A 14,992-nucleotide genomic window follows, 5' to 3' on the forward strand; every position below is an offset into this window, starting at 1 on the left:
CAATTATATAATTAGATGTAATAACCCATTTCGCCATCAAACATTCTGGAATGGGTGCAAATTTCGAGGAGGTGTTAGTATGTCTCAAGTGATCGCCTGTTACAAGTGGGTTGCCGATGAAGCAGATATACGAATAAATGCCGACCTGAGCATCGACTTGAGCAAGGCCAAGGGAAAAATCAGCGACTATGACAAAAACGCCATTGAAGCCGCCATACAGGCGGCAGCGGTCCTGGGAGGCAAGGCGGTCGGAGTGACCTTTGGGACCTCCGATGCCAAACCGTCCCTCAAAGATGCCCTGTCCAGAGGGCTTGATGAAGTCTGCTACATAAAAGCCCAGGAAGCCAGCCAGGCGGATGGGGCGGCAACTGCACGGGCCCTGGCTGCCGCCATCAAAAAATTAGAGAATGTAAGTTTGATAATCTGTGCGGAAGGGGCCAGCGATACCTATTCCCGGCAAACAGCACCTCGCATTGGTGCGTTCCTGGATCTGCCGGTAGTTACCTCCGTCAGTAAAATGGAACTCACTGGCAATACGCTGACTGCAGTAAGAAAACTGGATGACTGCCTGCAGACGGTTAAAGTAGATCTCCCCGCAGTTGTGGCAGTTTTGCCCGAGATCAACCCGGCGCCTATCCCCGGACTCAAGGCGGTCCTGGCGGCTGGCAAAAAACCTGTCCATGAACTTAAGGCTGCTGATCTAGGGGTAGACTTAAGCCCGCTAAGCACAATCAGTGAAATAAAAGGTTATATAATGGACCGTAAGAACATCATTTTTAATGAGGGCGATCTGGCCGAGCAAGTCAAAGCGCTGGTCGCCGCACTGAGAAAGGAAGGTGTTCTGTAAAGTGGCAGGCATATTTGTATACAGCGATCAAGCCGATATCGCCAGGGAAATAATCGGATTTGCCCGGTTAAACGGAAGACAATCTGTGGTGCTCACCCTGGGTGAGAAAGATGCTCAAGCGTTACAGAATGCCGGAGCAGATAAAATAATAGCCATTAAAGGCGAAAGCGAGATGATCGAGAACTACGCCCAGGCTATAGCTGTGATGTTGAAAGACGAGAGCGCAGAATTGTTTGCCGTGGGTGCCACCCCCCGAGGCCGTGACCTGGCCGCCAGAGTGGCAGGTTATTTGGACTGTGCCATGGTCAGCGACATCGCTGCCGCTGGTTTTGAGGGCGATCAAATCGTCTGTACCAGGATGATGTACGGTGGAGCAGTACAACAAACCGAAAAACTCTCCGGATTAAGTGTAATAACTATTCCGCCCGGTAAATTTGCAACGGCACAGGGTGAAGCCAGCATCCTATCCCTGGAACTGCCCGCTGATAACCGGGTCTCACTAATGGAAACAGCCCCCATCGTCAAAGAAGGAGTAGACCTTTCCAAGGCCGAAAAAGTTGTCTGTGTCGGCATGGCCCTGGATAAGGCGGAGGACCTGCAGATAGCCAGAGATCTGGCGGATGTCATGGGAGCGGAACTGGGTTGTACCAGGAGCATAGCAGAGGAAAGGCACTGGCTCCCCGTGGAGAGCTATATCGGTATTTCGGGAGCGGTTATAAAGCCCAAGCTTTATTTATCCATGGGCGTTTCCGGTCAAATACAGCATGTTTACGGCATCCGTGATGCCGGCCTGATCGTAGCTATTGACACCAATGAGAAGGCACCCATCTTCAAGGCGGCCGACTATGGCATAGTGGGAGACCTCTATCAAGTGGTGCCGATGCTGACCGAAGCTCTAAAGAAATAATCTGATTACAATATAATGCGAGTGCACCGGGTAAACCATACCCGGAATAAAGGGGGGGTTGAATTTGAGCCAGGCAGAAGATAAATTCGATGCCATAATAGTGGGGGCCGGTCCAGCCGGAAGCGCCTGTGCTTATACTCTGGCTAAAGCCGGCAAGAACGTACTGGTAATAGAACGGGGCGATAGCCCGGGTTCCAAAAATGTAACCGGGGGCAGGATTTACACCTATGCCCTGGAAATGCTGGAACCTGGTATATTTGCCGAAGCAGCTCTGGAAAGAAGGGTGACCCACGAGCAAATAATGCTGCTAGCAGGTCAGCGGGCCATCACCGTCGACTTCCACCAACCCGGCTTCAATGCTGAGGATCAAGCCCCGGTATCATTTACCGTGTTGAGGGCGGTATTCGATGAATGGCTGGCGGGTAAAGCGGAAGAGATGGGTGCCATCGTAGCCTGCGGGATCAAAGTCGACCGGCTCATCGAAGAGGAAGGCCGAATAGCAGGGGTAGTTGCCGGTGAAGATGAGATGTATGCCGATGTGGTCATAGCTGCCGACGGGGTCAATTCCTTCATGGCCCAAGAGGCCGGGCTGATACAAGATATCTCGGCTAAAACCATGGGAGTAGGGGTCAAGGAAGTGATCGAACTTCCTGCCCAGACCATCTCCGAGCGCTTCAACCTCCAAGCTGATGAAGGTGCAGCGCGCATGCTGTTGGGATGCACCGAAGGAATTCACGGCGGCGGTTTCCTCTATACCAATAAACAGAGCATATCGCTGGGATGTGTATTTACCCCTGAGGAAGTGGCACAGCACAAGAGGTCAGTCCATGAAATATTCCAGGATCTGAAGATGCATCCAGCCATCGCCCCATTGATTGCTGGAGGGGAAACAATCGAGTATTCAGCCCATTTGGTAAGTGAAGCAGGCGTTAGGGGCATCCATCCCAAACTACACCGGGAAGGGTTCCTGATGATAGGAGACGCTGCCGGGTTTGTGATCAATACCGGATATTCCATTCGTGGCATCGACCTGGCCATAGTGAGCGGCATCGCAGCCGCCAATGCCATTATAGCCGCTGCCGAAAACATCGCTTCGGTCGGTCCTAACTACATTCAGGAGCTGAACCGCTTAAAACTCCTGCCTGCCATGAAAGCGGCAGACGGGTACTTTGAGGTTTTAGAGACCCCCTGGATATATGACAAAATACCCAACCTGGCCAACGATATCATGGAAAATCTGTTTAGAATCAGTGGTGAAGTGCCGCTGCGAATGAAAGACAATGTGCTGGGAGCGATCAAAGCCAATGGCTTAACCGTCTGGCAGTTGGCGAAACTGGGCATTAAGGGGGTCAGATCACTATGAGTATAGCGAGACTGTCAGCACCTGAACTGTTAAGCAAAAACAAATTCAATGTGGATGAAGAAGAAGCACATATCATTATAGACAAAGCCATTTGTGCCCGCTGCAGTGACAAAGCCTGTCTGTATGTGTGCCCGGCGGTTTTATATAAACTGGACAAAAACGGGGAGATGAGCTTCGACTATGCCGGTTGCCTGGAATGCGGAACCTGCCGGGTGATGTGCAAAGAAAAGGGTATAATTAAATGGGTCTACCCCCGAGGCACCTTCGGGGTCAATTACCGTTGCGGCTGATAAACGCCAAATCCACGTAGTGATCCGCGTCTCACCACACTGGTTGCGGTATATAGACTAACCCCGCATTATTAACGGAATACAGCTCGATTTCTGCACCTTGCTCCAGAATAAACGGACCCAACAACAAAACCACGGACTGCATAAGCTGCCGTGGTTTCTTCTTTTTCGAATGGTGGGCCATGAAGGAATCGAACCTTCAACCTTGTGATTAAGAGTCACCTGCTCTGCCTAGTTGAGCTAATGGCCCATTTGTGCCGCAATTGATATTATACCGCCTGTATTCATAGAAATCAATACAGGAAATAGGTGATTGAGGCAAAAAGATTCTTGATAAGAGCCTTACAGAAGCTTTCATCCCGGCTCTAACCAGCATAGCCAGAACGCTGGATAATGTACCCATAATCCCTAGCTGCCGCGGCCGATGCCGGGTAAAAGGGCATCCCTTTTTATAAAAAGATGTCGGGGTAGAATTTGCATGATTATGGATTGACTGGGCAAAATAGTATTGACGCGGCAGTTATGATATTCTGGTTATAGATTGCAGAGCAAGGAGGGACTAATATGCCGATGATGAGAAAAATGATATATTTCGGACTGGGAGCTTTGAGCTTGACCAGGGAAAAGGCTGAAAAAATGATGAATGAGATGGTAGAAAAGGGCGATGTCAATAAAGAAGAGGCCAAACAGTTTATTGATGAAGCCATAAAGAAAGGAGCGGAAGAAAAAGAACAGCTCCGCCAGATGATCAAAGAGGAGTATGAAGAGATCAAAAACCAGTTCAGCCTGGTTAGCAGGAAGGACCTGGAGGCTCTGGAAACCAGGATAAAAGCCTTAGAGGAAAAGATTTCGACCCTTTGATCAATACCAAGGAAATATACACTGCCGGGCAATAGCCCGGCTTTTGCACTTTTGGAGGTGTCAATTGAGATACGCCCCTTTGGCTCATTTAAAAAGGCTGCCCAGATATCGCGAGGTAGCCAATGTGCTGGTGAAAAACGGCTTCGGTTTTATGGTCAACAGCGTAGGTTACCGCCACCCCTGGTTGCTGCGCTATGGGGGGCGGAATTATGTGTCTTTGGGGGACTCTTTACCCAAACGTCTGCGGCTGGTTTGTGAAGAACTGGGGCCTACTTTTGTAAAAATGGGACAGTTGCTGAGTACCCGGGCTGATATTTTGGGTCCGGACTACATCTGTGAGCTGGAAAAACTTCAGGACGAGGTGCCTCCTATTGCATTTGAAGAGGTGGCGGCGGTGATGATGGGGGAGGGTCTGGATATCAAAACGGTTTTTGCGGCCATTGAAGCCGTACCGATTGCTGCCGGTTCTATCGGACAGGTGCATCGGGCCCAGCTAAAAAGCGGCGAACAGGTCATAGTCAAAGTCAGGCGTCCCGGCATAGATCAGCAAGTGGCGATAGACCTTGCTATTATCATGGATTTGGCCCATTATGCAGAGCGTCACCAAAGCTGGGCCCACCATTACCGCGTCAGTGAACTGGTGGAGGAATTAGGCATAGCCATCCGCAATGAGATGGACTTCCGTAAAGAGTCTCTTAATGCGCAGCGCTTTCTAGAAAATTATGCCAATAATCCACACGTTATTATACCTCGGGTTTACTGTCAGTACAGTTCAGAAAAGGTCTTGGTGATGGAGTATGTGCCGGGAATAAAGACTTCTGATATCAATCTGATCCGTACCAGTGGTCTTAAAGTCAAAGCAGTAGTGAAAAACCTGGCCGAATGTCTGTTTCAACAAATCTATGTGGATGGCCTGTTTCATGCCGATCCACATCCCGGCAACATAGCCATAGCAGAAGGGGAAGCGATCGTATTATATGATTTCGGACAGGTGGGTTTCGTGGACCGACTCACCCGTGATAAATACATCGACCTGGTCATAGGCATGATGCGCTACGATATCGATGGGGTAACCCGGGCCTTGTTGAGTATAGCCAGTGATGACCAAACCGTCAATCTCAGCAATCTGCGCCGTGATGTAAGCCGATTGGCCCAGAAGTACTACGGGGTTCCGCTGACTGGTATCGATCTCGGCGCAGCCTTACGAGAGATACTGGATCTGTCAGTCCAACACCGCCTGCGCATGCCTACCGAAATGACTCTGATGGTAAAGATGCTGCTGACTATGGAGAGCATCTTGACTATGCTGGACCCTGGCATCAGCCTGGTTGACATAGCCCGCCCATACGGTAAAAAGGCCCTCAAAGAGCGCTATTCTCTTAGGCGTATCGCGGCCGAGGCTCGGGCCATTGCGCTCGAATCATCTGATATTGCCAGAACCCTGCCGCGTAGTGTAAGTAATATGGTCAAGCAACTGGAAGATGGCGAATTGCAGATTAAGATGGAATACAGCAATTTGAGGGACCTGATGATTCGCATAGACATAGTGTCCAACCGCATTTGTCTGGCCATCGTGATGTCCAGTATACTGATGGGCTGTTCACTTATCGTGGATCAAGCCGAGACTTATTTTTTAAGACATTTCCCTCTGGTAGAGGTGGGGTTCATATTGGCGGTATTGATCGGCCTATACCTGGCCTACTCAATAATCCGCAGCGGCCGTTATTGAACCAGCATATTAGCTCATCCTCTCCAATATACATGAATCATAATCATGTAGGGGGGATCACGGTGCGAAAAACCTATTTAGTCCTTATAATAACTATTATTTTTATGCTCGCCTTGACAACCATCCTGCCGCCGACCCCAAGAGCAGAAGCATCCTCTTTAAAGCATATCTTTGTAATTTCAGTAGATGGGCTAAGCTATGAGGGATATAATAGCAATCCTTTACCAAACATCAAACACCTGGCTGGTGAGGGGGTTATCGATGAACACTGCCTGGGAGTGAGAGCGGAAACATCTGAAGCCGCGCAAGTGTCGCTGCTAACCGGTGCCATCCCTGAACAGCATAAATTCTACAGTTCTGAAGACCGGGTACAAATGGCCACCATACTGGATGTTTTCAATCAGAGCAGCCGGTCTTTCATGCTGTATGACGGCAGCGGCGGCAAATTGAAGTCCTTAGATTATGGCGCGGCTCATTATGCCCAATATGCTGCTGAGATCAGCGATCAGGAACGGCTTTCCAAAGTGGTGGAACATTTTAAACAAGCCAGACCCTACTTCAATTACATCGTGCTCAACGACTGCCGGGAGGCTGTGCTCACATTGGATAATAAACGCTATTATCAGAGTTTGACCAAAACTGACCAGGCCATCGGTGAATTCTTGACTTTTCTGCGTAATGAAAAACTATATTATGATTCCATCATTATTGTGACTTCGCCACGCAATGTTTCCACCAGCGCACAGGTCCCCTTGATCATCCATGGACCTGGTTTTCAGATGGGAACTCGTATCAACCATGCAATGGTGATCGATGTCACTCCCACCCTGTGCATGCTCTCGGGATTAAAAGCGCCGGCAGGCAGCCGGGGCATCCCGCTGTATGATGCCTTGCTCTATACCAGTAATGAGCGCAATGCCCAACTGAACCAGTGGGTCAAGGCTTTGCAAGAGGAGCGTACCGCCAACTGGGAACAATACTACTTGATGCAGGATGAGATCTATCGCAATTACCATCAGATCGCATCTATGAAAGAGGAAAGGCAGAGCATTTTCGATTATGCCGGACAGAAAGAAGGCGTCATAGCCAATCTTAGTCAGCGTCTGACCATAGAGCGTGTTCTGTTCCTGGGTATAATAGCTTTACTGCTGGCAGGTTATGGGGTAGAATATCTGCTCTTGAAAAAGAGGTTCCTGTTGTTTAAATGAGGAAGGGACGAAATGGCTGACCGCGGCTTTCATTGCCCGGTCAGCTTATGCCAGATGGTGTCTAAGGTATCCATGAAGGTTATGATGCGGTTACGTTCCTTTTCAGAAGTGGGCTGGCCTGATTCTAGTTCATGAGTAGCTATAAGCCGGGCCTGGAAAACTTTTTCCAGAAAGTCCATCTCCACATGGTTAAAATAATTGTCCAGCTTCATAGCTACCGATAACTCTTCGGGGCTAAGATTCCTTGCAGGATGCAAATCGATCACCTCCAGATTGTTTAAATTAATAATATGCGTGAACATTTCAAATAGTTCAGGAAAAGTTTTGCTATTTAAGGGGAAAGTTGTAGCCATATAGGAGCCTCATAAAAAATTTCGACAGGATATTTTAAGCCGGTGCTTGACTGGTCAGGACGAAGCATGTTATCATGCTTCAATAAGCCAATTAAATAGCTATAAACGATGAGCAGAAGAGTAGCTGCACAGCTTGACTGAAGAGAGCCGGGGAAAGGTGAGAACCGGTGTGGGCTGACAGTGAAGGCCACCTGCGAGTTCCGGTTAAATACCACCAGGTAGAAAGCCGGACGGCATTGCCGTTAACAATATGAAGCCGGGCTGAGGCCAATTAGGGTGGTACCGCGGGAGCAACTCTCGTCCCTTGAGGATGAGGGTTTTTTTATTTGTACAAATATGACCTACTCGAGCCAAACCCGTAATTATGCCAGAAGGAGGAATTGTTATGGGACTGAAGAGACAGATACTTAATCTGATCTCCCATGAAGCCAAGTTAAGCCCTAAAATGATCGCTACCATGCTGGGCCAGGAAGAGAACAACATCATCCGTGCTATCCAGCAAATGGAAAATGACAAGGTTATACTCGGTTACAACACAGTAATTAACTGGGATAAAATGGAAGGCAACGGTGTGACCGCCACCATTGAGGTTAAAGTGACCCCTCAGCGGGAAGTAGGCTTTAACGGGGTGGCAGAGAGGATTTGCAGGTTCCCCGAGGTTCGCAGCGTGCATTTGATGAGCGGTTCATATGATCTGTCTGTGGTTGTCGAAGGCAGTAATCTGAAGGAAATAGCCAACTTTGTTTCCCACAAATTATCCACTTTGGACGAGGTGCAGAGCACAGTAACGCATTTTGTACTAAAAACTTACAAAGTCGACAATTTTGTATTTGAAGATGCCCGTGAAGATGAAAGGCTGGTGATTAGTCCGTGAGCAGCATGGACAGATATATTTCGAATGTGGTCAAATCCGTGCCTCCTTCTGGCATCCGCAAGTTTTTTGACCTGGCCTCACAGATGCAAGGGGTCATTTCCCTGGGGGTGGGGGAACCGGATTTCGTCACTCCCTGGCATATACGGGAGGCCTGTTTCCATGCTCTGGAGCATGGGTATACCATGTATACCTCCAATCACGGGTTGATCGAATTGAGAGAGGAGATAGCCATATATCAGAAGCGCAAGATAGGGGTGTGCTATTCTCCGGAAGATGAAATTCTGATCACCATCGGGGTTAGTGAAGCCGTGGATCTGGCCATGCGGGCCCTGGTCGAACCGGGGGACGAGGTCTTGGTGCCAGAACCCTCTTTCGTGTGCTATGCTCCTGGGGCTATGCTGGCCCACGGCAAAGCGGTGCCGGTGCAGACCTTCAATCGCGATCAGTACCGTCTCAAGCCTGAAGAACTTGAAAAATGTATTACTCCCCGCAGCAAGGTGCTGGTTTTGGCGTATCCCAGCAATCCTACCGGGGCCATCATGCACGAGGAAGACCTGACTGCTTTGCTGGACATAATTATCAAAAACGACCTTATAGTAATTACCGATGAAATCTATTCTGAACTAACCTACAACGGCAGTCATGTTTCTATTGCTTCGCTTCCGGGAATGCGCGACCGTACAGTTTTGTTGAATGGGTTTTCCAAGGCCTACGCCATGACCGGTTGGCGTGTCGGTTACGCCTGCGGACATTCCGACATCATAGATGCCATGAAGAAAATCCACCAGTATTCCATCATGTGTGCCTCCATTATGGGGCAGAAGGCTGCACTTGAAGCCTTGCGCAATGGCGAGCAGGAGATGCGCAAGATGGTGGAGAGTTACAATTACCGCCGCCGCATCATCCTGGCCGGTTTCGACGATATCGGCATGAATTGTTTTGAACCGAAAGGCGCTTTCTATTGCTTCCCCTCCATTCGCTGCACCGGGATGAGCAGCGAGGAATTCTGCGAAAAGCTATTGGAAGAAGAGAAAGTGGCAGTGGTTCCCGGCAATGCCTTTGGAGCCTGCGGCGAAGGTTTTGTCAGATGCTGTTATGCAGCCAATGTCAATCATATCGAAGAGGCGGTTTCGAGGATGGGCAGCTTCCTGAATCGACACCGGAAATACTAAAATAGGCCTGGATATGCTCTCAAAATGCAAAATGGCCTCGAATTTGCGAGAAAAGCCCAGTAATAATACGAAATATTTTTAAAGGAACTAATGCTCTTCTGGTTGAACCCCTTTTGTTAGGAATGCAAAGGGGGTTTTTTCCGATGTTTGCAGACATTGGCCTCAAAGATATAGAACTACTTACCAATTATCAGAAGCTCACTCCAGCGTCGCAACGTGAATTACAAGAGTATTTGCGCTATTTGTTGTGCAAACAGTATAAACGCGATGTCATGGCAGCGGTGTTCCACAACAAATTGCTCATTAATCTGCTGCATAGCCTGCTGCACCTGATCGAACTTGAGGAATTGGATCTGCAGCAGATAACCCGTCGGGTCATGCAGATCAAGGAACTCTATTATGCCCTATTCGAAAAAGTGCACAACAAATATGCCGAACTGATCGAGGATCTGGACAGCAACGAAACCGTCAAGGAATTCGGCCGCAACGGATTCGCCAACCTGGAGCAAGCCCTGCGCAGCCAGAGCTCCAGCCGCATCAAGATGGAAATCATAGAGTTCTATCAGGGGTTCGACACTCTTTCCCGGCATCGCGGGATGTGCAAAATAGTTGCAGTATAAGCCTCCATATACGATATAATTGAGGGCAGGAATTATATCGGAGGCGTAGCACATGAAACTGCGATTTTTAGGAGCTGCCCGCAGTGTAACCGGTTCTTTTTTCGTTATCGAGACCGGGGCAACCCGGTTTGCCGTAGATTGCGGATTGTTTCAAGGACCCAGGACATTACAGGAACGAAATTACCAGGAATTCACCGTCAACCCCAAATCAATTCAATTTTTGATCGCGACCCACGCCCATATCGATCATATCGGTCTGATTCCCAAGCTTTGTAAACATGGCTTTGAAGGCTTAGTATACTGCAGTCACGCTACTGAAGAACTGGCTCAGATTCTCTTGCCTGATTCAGGCTATATACAAGAGTCTGAAGTTGAGCGCAAGAACCGCAAACTGAGCCGGGCGGGCAAACCTGCCATCGAACCTATATACACCGTGGAAGATGCTACCAGGAGTTTAAAGCATTTCCGTTCCCTAAATCAGGATGAAGTGATAGATGTGGCCCCGGGAGTTCAGTTGCGATTGCGCGATGCCGGACATATACTGGGGGCTTGTATAGTTGAATTATGGGTGGAGGAAGATGGCAAACGCATTAAACTTGTATTCAGCGGAGATTTGGGCAATAGTGGGCAGCCAATTGTAAAAGATCCCTCAACTATAGAAAGCGCTGATTACATCATCCTGGAATCTACCTATGGCAGTCGTTTCCATCCTGAACTCAGCAGCCGCAGCGAAGCACTGTTGGATGTGATAAACCGTACCATGGCCAAAGGCGGCAATCTAGTCATACCCGCCTTTGCCGTGGAAAGAACCCAGGATCTGCTCTATGATCTGTTTTTGTTAAACCTTGAGGGCAAATTGGATCCAGAGATCACGGTATTCATCGACAGCCCGCTGGCTATTGCGGCCACGGAGATTTTTCAAAAACACATCGAATTTTATGATGATGTCACCCGCCAATATGTGGAGGAACCCAACAGCCAGCACCCCTTGAAGCTTATGAATCTCAAGTTCACCAGAACTCAGGAAGAGTCTGTGGGCATCAATGCCCGTCAAGGCAAAACCATTATAATATCAGCCAGCGGCATGTGTGAAGCCGGAAGGATCAAGCACCACCTAAAAAACAATCTATGGCGTCCGGAAGCTACAGTGCTTTTTGTGGGTTACCAGGCTGAAGGTACACTCGGTAAACGCATTTTAAGCGGTGAAAAAGTAGTGACCATTCACGGCGAAAAAGTGGCAGTAAAGGCTGACATCCAATTCATAGAGGCTTATTCCGCGCATGCTGACAAAAAAGGTCTGACCAATTGGGTAAAGGGCTTTGTAACTCCGCCCAAGGGCGTCTTCCTGGTGCACGGCGAAGACGAATCGCTCAATGCCCTGGCTGAGCATTTTCGCACCGAACTTAACCTGCCGGTGTTTATCCCCCAATGGCTGGATGAATTCACCCTGGGAGCCTTAGAACCCCTGGAACCCAAAATGGAATACCGGGAGGGCATCATGCCGCAAGCCTTGCAGGCTGAGCAGGCCTACCTGGCCCTATCCTTGAAACTGCACGACATGTTTAAGGAAAACTGGAAAGAAGGCCGCTACGACAAGATTATGAAGGCGGTTCAAGAACTGGAGCAGCAGCTCAACCGCCAGATCACATAAATTAAAGCGCCCCAGATGGAACGGGTGCCTTGAAATACCAAGATAACAGGTTTTTAAATCCGTCAAGGGTAAAAACCTGCAGTATTTGTCTACATATATATTTCACTCCTATTTAACTGGAATTATGTTCTTCAACGCTTTGTAATCTCAAAATTCTGTGCCTTGTTAGAGTCTGGAATATAGTGTTATAATGCCTTTACCTGCTGGTTGGAGGAATTTGCTATATGTCTGAAAGATCTGCTTATGTGGAGATGATTCGCTGGGGAAGTGTCAATGTACCCGGCATTATTTTTGAGTACTCCAAGGAACTGGACATAAATACCGATGATATTGGTATACTCACCACCATCCTTTATGCATTCCAACAGAGCAAACCGCTATACAACACCGGGGTGGAGATCGGAAAAGTACTGCAGGTCTGCCCTTCGTTGAGCAAACAGAAGTTGAACAGCAAACTGAAACGGTTGCAGAAGTTAGAACTTGTAGAGATCATGCAACCCGGCAACGGCATGAGCGAAAGGATAGTGTATATCGAACCCTTGATGGACAAGCTGGAAAGTCTCCTGATTCGGGATCACCCCCATTTTTCCGGGCGAAGGGCAGATGCGGCCTTATCCCCGGCGGTTATAAAGCAATATCAAGAGCAGATCGAACAACTGCAGCTGCAGTTGCAGGAAAGACAGCCAGCGCCTCTTCCGGTGGCCATGGTTAACCAAAATGATTTTAAGAAAGTGGCTGATTTCATCGCTGAAAAGACCGGCAGCCTGGTCAGTCCCAGCATGGTAGCTGAACTGAGGCGCTGGTTGGGGGATATGGCCTTAAAACCCGAATTGCTGTTGTGTATGTTGGAATTGTGCTTTGAACGCGGCATAAAAAACCCCCGGGAGATCAGCCGCATAGCGTCAGACGTCAAGAAATACGCCATCATCAATCTGGATGGTTTGGAGGTTTATTTCAGCCGGTTTGTGGACCGGAGTGCGAGCAATGCACCGCGCAATCCAGGTTTTGATCCCGATATGTTAGAGTTCGAAGGTTTTACCGGTATTGATATGGAGGCTGAAGCCAGGCGCCGGGTATACCATAAATGGCGTTATGACTGGGGCTTTTCCCACGCCATGATCATGAAGGCTGGTGAGATCATGTGCCAACGCACCAAAAGCGGAGGCTTGGAATATGTGGATAGTGTCCTCTCCAACTGGATGAGCAAAGAGATACGCCAATTGGAAGAGGTGGAGGCAGAGATCAAGAGCTTCAAGCTGTTAAAGCGGAAGAACCGCAAAGAGACGGAAACTGTCAGGTCGGGGAACAAGCCCAAAGCCACTCTTGATTATGAAATTTACATACCTCCCAATGCTGAAGAGATTAAAACTAAGGTATAATATGAACGGGGACATCCCCGTTTTATATTTAGGATGGTGACAAAATGGCCGTTAGTATCCGCCAGCAACTGGCAGATGAATTGATGTTCGACCTGGAAAGTGAGAAGAGGGTGTTGTCCTCCATAATGCACTCCGAAGAGGCGTGCATAGAGGCCCATAACAGCCTGAATGCGGCCGATTTCTATTCACCCAAGCATGCCACCGTGTTTGAATTGACGGTAGCCTTATACGCCCGGGAGATAAGACCCACCTATGTGGAGGTCTTGAAAGAGGGGCACTCTTTGGGATTACTGAAGAGTACCCGGGATATAGAAGAACTGAAACACATCGTTGAACACTACATAGACGATGAGAATATCAAATACTGGATCAAAAAGGTGCGCGACAAGGCCCGGGTGCGCAAATTTGTGGAATTCCTCAAGAATAGCATGGAATTACTACATAATGAAGCTGACCATGATGTGGAGCAGCTGCTGATGGAGGCCGAAGAGAAACTCACCAATTTAACCGCCTTAGAGATTGATGATCATGTTGACACCCCCGAGGATATGGCCAATTTGGGCTATGATGAAGTGGAGCGCCGCTTCCTGCGCTTCCGCGAGATACAGGAAGTATATAAAGGAGTCATACCATTAGATGGTCTGACCACCGGGTTCGACAGCTTAAACCGCATCACTTTAGGTTATAAGCCTGGCGATCTCATCATTTTAGGGGCTCAGACCGGACACGGGAAAACCGCTTTTGCCCTTCATACTGCCAAGGCGGTGGCTGTCGACCAGGGTATGAACTTGCTTTATCTCAATACTGAGATGAGCCGCCAACAGATTGCCTTACGATGGGGATCCATTCTGTCATTAATCGAACATGATCGCATCCGCATCGGTGATATAAATGAAAATGAGTTGTCGATCATCTTGAACGGCTATTCCAGGTTGCGCAGCAGCGGGTTCTATTCCTATCCCTGCCCCAACCTGACCCCGGAGAAGACTATTTCCATCGCACGCAAGTTCAGGACCCAAAAAAAAATCGATCTGATGATAATCGACTACATCGGACGCATGGAAAAGCATGATCCGCGCTTGCAGGAATGGCAGATTCTAGAGCAGATCGTGAAGACTCAAAAGATGCTGGCTCAAAACCTGAAGATCGCAGTCATGTGCCTGGTTCAGCTGAATCCTGACGGCACCCTGCAGGGCGCCAAGAGAATGAAGAACGAGTGCGACCTTATGCTTAAACTGAGCCCTATTCCCAAGGAAGACCTGGTCGAAGATGAAGAGCTGAAGAAATACCTCAATCCGAATTATTACATTACTATAGAAAAAAACCGTGACGGGCGCAGCGGGGTGCGCATTCCTATCCAATTTGACCTGCAGAAGCAGTCAATGAAGGATGCTGAAAGGATCGGGCGCTGATGCCGGGCGAACAAGAATGGAAAAAGCTTTACGATGATACCGCCACGGTTATAATGGACCTTTTCATGACCGGTCGTATAGAGCTGGAAGAATTGAACTTCCTGCTCAATCTCTTGGAAGCGGTCATTATCAAACAACAGCAGCGGGAATTGATCGATCTGCTGAAAAACTGGCAGCCCGCTGCGGAACATGAGGAAATCGATACTATCATTAAAGCAACTCTATTGGCTATGGACTTCAAAGATCAGGACGATTGGGAGCACAACCTGGCATTGCTGCGCGAGTTGATCAGCCTGGGGGAGTTGTCCTAAGCAAGGGAGGTAATA

15 protein-coding genes, 1 tRNA gene and 1 other annotated feature are annotated in these 14,992 nt (G+C 48.7%); of the genes, 14 read left to right on the forward strand and 2 right to left on the reverse strand.

The window, feature by feature from the left end:
- Nucleotides 1-79 precede the first annotated feature (79 nt).
- The 4 genes from AC15IQ_RS10225 (at nucleotide 80) to AC15IQ_RS10240 (ending at nucleotide 3,407) form a co-directional block, all read left to right on the forward strand.
- On the forward strand, nucleotides 80-847 hold the full coding sequence (locus tag AC15IQ_RS10225; RefSeq protein WP_483178949.1) for an electron transfer flavoprotein subunit beta/FixA family protein: 768 nt from the start codon (nucleotides 80-82) through the stop codon (nucleotides 845-847).
- Between the two features lies 1 nt (nucleotide 848).
- Nucleotides 849-1,754: an electron transfer flavoprotein subunit alpha/FixB family protein gene (locus AC15IQ_RS10230; RefSeq protein ID WP_483178950.1), complete on the forward strand. Its 906-nt coding sequence runs from the start codon at nucleotides 849-851 to the stop codon at nucleotides 1,752-1,754.
- A 64-nt stretch (nucleotides 1,755-1,818) separates the two neighbouring features.
- Nucleotides 1,819-3,117, forward strand: coding sequence for an FAD-dependent oxidoreductase (locus tag AC15IQ_RS10235; protein ID WP_483178951.1), 1,299 nt, complete (start codon nucleotides 1,819-1,821; stop codon nucleotides 3,115-3,117).
- Entirely contained in the window at nucleotides 3,114-3,407 is a 294-nt protein-coding gene (locus AC15IQ_RS10240) for a ferredoxin family protein (protein WP_483178953.1), read from the forward strand. Before AC15IQ_RS10235 ends, AC15IQ_RS10240 begins: the two co-directional genes overlap by 4 nt.
- 173 nt (nucleotides 3,408-3,580) lie before the next feature.
- On the opposite strand, the gene AC15IQ_RS10245 is transcribed toward AC15IQ_RS10240, so the two are convergent.
- A tRNA-Lys gene (locus AC15IQ_RS10245) sits at nucleotides 3,581-3,657 on the reverse strand.
- A gap of 314 nt (nucleotides 3,658-3,971) precedes the next feature.
- Here AC15IQ_RS10245 and AC15IQ_RS10250 point away from each other — a divergent pair.
- The 3 genes from AC15IQ_RS10250 to AC15IQ_RS10260 all read left to right on the forward strand — a co-directional run bounded on the left by AC15IQ_RS10250 (nucleotide 3,972) and on the right by AC15IQ_RS10260 (nucleotide 7,205).
- Complete coding sequence (locus tag AC15IQ_RS10250; protein WP_483178954.1) at nucleotides 3,972-4,268, forward strand: phasin family protein; 297 nt, start codon at nucleotides 3,972-3,974, stop codon at nucleotides 4,266-4,268.
- A 64-nt stretch (nucleotides 4,269-4,332) separates the two neighbouring features.
- A complete protein-coding gene (locus tag AC15IQ_RS10255) occupies nucleotides 4,333-5,997 on the forward strand; it encodes an ABC1 kinase family protein (protein WP_483178955.1) in 1,665 nt (554 codons plus the stop codon).
- A 62-nt stretch (nucleotides 5,998-6,059) separates the two neighbouring features.
- Nucleotides 6,060-7,205, forward strand: coding sequence for an alkaline phosphatase family protein (locus AC15IQ_RS10260; protein ID WP_483178957.1), 1,146 nt, complete (start codon nucleotides 6,060-6,062; stop codon nucleotides 7,203-7,205).
- 29 nt (nucleotides 7,206-7,234) lie between these two features.
- Here the strand turns inward: AC15IQ_RS10260 and AC15IQ_RS10265 are convergent, their stop codons facing one another.
- Nucleotides 7,235-7,558, reverse strand: coding sequence for a hypothetical protein (locus AC15IQ_RS10265; protein ID WP_483178959.1), 324 nt, complete (start codon nucleotides 7,556-7,558; stop codon nucleotides 7,235-7,237).
- Between the two features lie 99 nt (nucleotides 7,559-7,657).
- Nucleotides 7,658-7,866, forward strand: a binding site (T-box leader).
- A 77-nt stretch (nucleotides 7,867-7,943) separates the two neighbouring features.
- Between AC15IQ_RS10265 and AC15IQ_RS10270 the strand changes: the two genes are divergently transcribed.
- The 7 genes from AC15IQ_RS10270 to AC15IQ_RS10300 all read left to right on the forward strand — a co-directional run bounded on the left by AC15IQ_RS10270 (nucleotide 7,944) and on the right by AC15IQ_RS10300 (nucleotide 14,977).
- Nucleotides 7,944-8,432, forward strand: coding sequence for an Lrp/AsnC family transcriptional regulator (locus tag AC15IQ_RS10270; protein ID WP_483178960.1), 489 nt, complete (start codon nucleotides 7,944-7,946; stop codon nucleotides 8,430-8,432).
- Nucleotides 8,433-8,437: 5 nt separating this feature from the next.
- A complete protein-coding gene (locus AC15IQ_RS10275) occupies nucleotides 8,438-9,604 on the forward strand; it encodes an aminotransferase class I/II-fold pyridoxal phosphate-dependent enzyme (RefSeq protein ID WP_483178961.1) in 1,167 nt (388 codons plus the stop codon).
- Between the two features lie 143 nt (nucleotides 9,605-9,747).
- Nucleotides 9,748-10,224, forward strand: coding sequence for a hypothetical protein (locus tag AC15IQ_RS10280; RefSeq protein WP_483178963.1), 477 nt, complete (start codon nucleotides 9,748-9,750; stop codon nucleotides 10,222-10,224).
- 52 nt (nucleotides 10,225-10,276) lie between these two features.
- Nucleotides 10,277-11,875: an MBL fold metallo-hydrolase RNA specificity domain-containing protein gene (locus AC15IQ_RS10285; protein WP_483178964.1), complete on the forward strand. Its 1,599-nt coding sequence runs from the start codon at nucleotides 10,277-10,279 to the stop codon at nucleotides 11,873-11,875.
- A 224-nt stretch (nucleotides 11,876-12,099) separates the two neighbouring features.
- A complete protein-coding gene (locus AC15IQ_RS10290) occupies nucleotides 12,100-13,254 on the forward strand; it encodes a DnaD domain protein (RefSeq protein WP_483178965.1) in 1,155 nt (384 codons plus the stop codon).
- A 44-nt stretch (nucleotides 13,255-13,298) separates the two neighbouring features.
- Nucleotides 13,299-14,666, forward strand: coding sequence for a replicative DNA helicase (locus AC15IQ_RS10295; RefSeq protein ID WP_483178966.1), 1,368 nt, complete (start codon nucleotides 13,299-13,301; stop codon nucleotides 14,664-14,666).
- On the forward strand, nucleotides 14,666-14,977 hold the full coding sequence (locus tag AC15IQ_RS10300; RefSeq protein WP_483178967.1) for a hypothetical protein: 312 nt from the start codon (nucleotides 14,666-14,668) through the stop codon (nucleotides 14,975-14,977). Before AC15IQ_RS10295 ends, AC15IQ_RS10300 begins: the two co-directional genes overlap by 1 nt.
- The last annotated feature ends 15 nt before the right edge of the window (nucleotides 14,978-14,992 follow it).

The sequence above is a fragment of the Syntrophomonas sp. DTU019 genome (assembly GCA_913757435.1).
Lineage (GTDB): Bacteria > Bacillota > Syntrophomonadia > Syntrophomonadales > Syntrophomonadaceae > DTU019.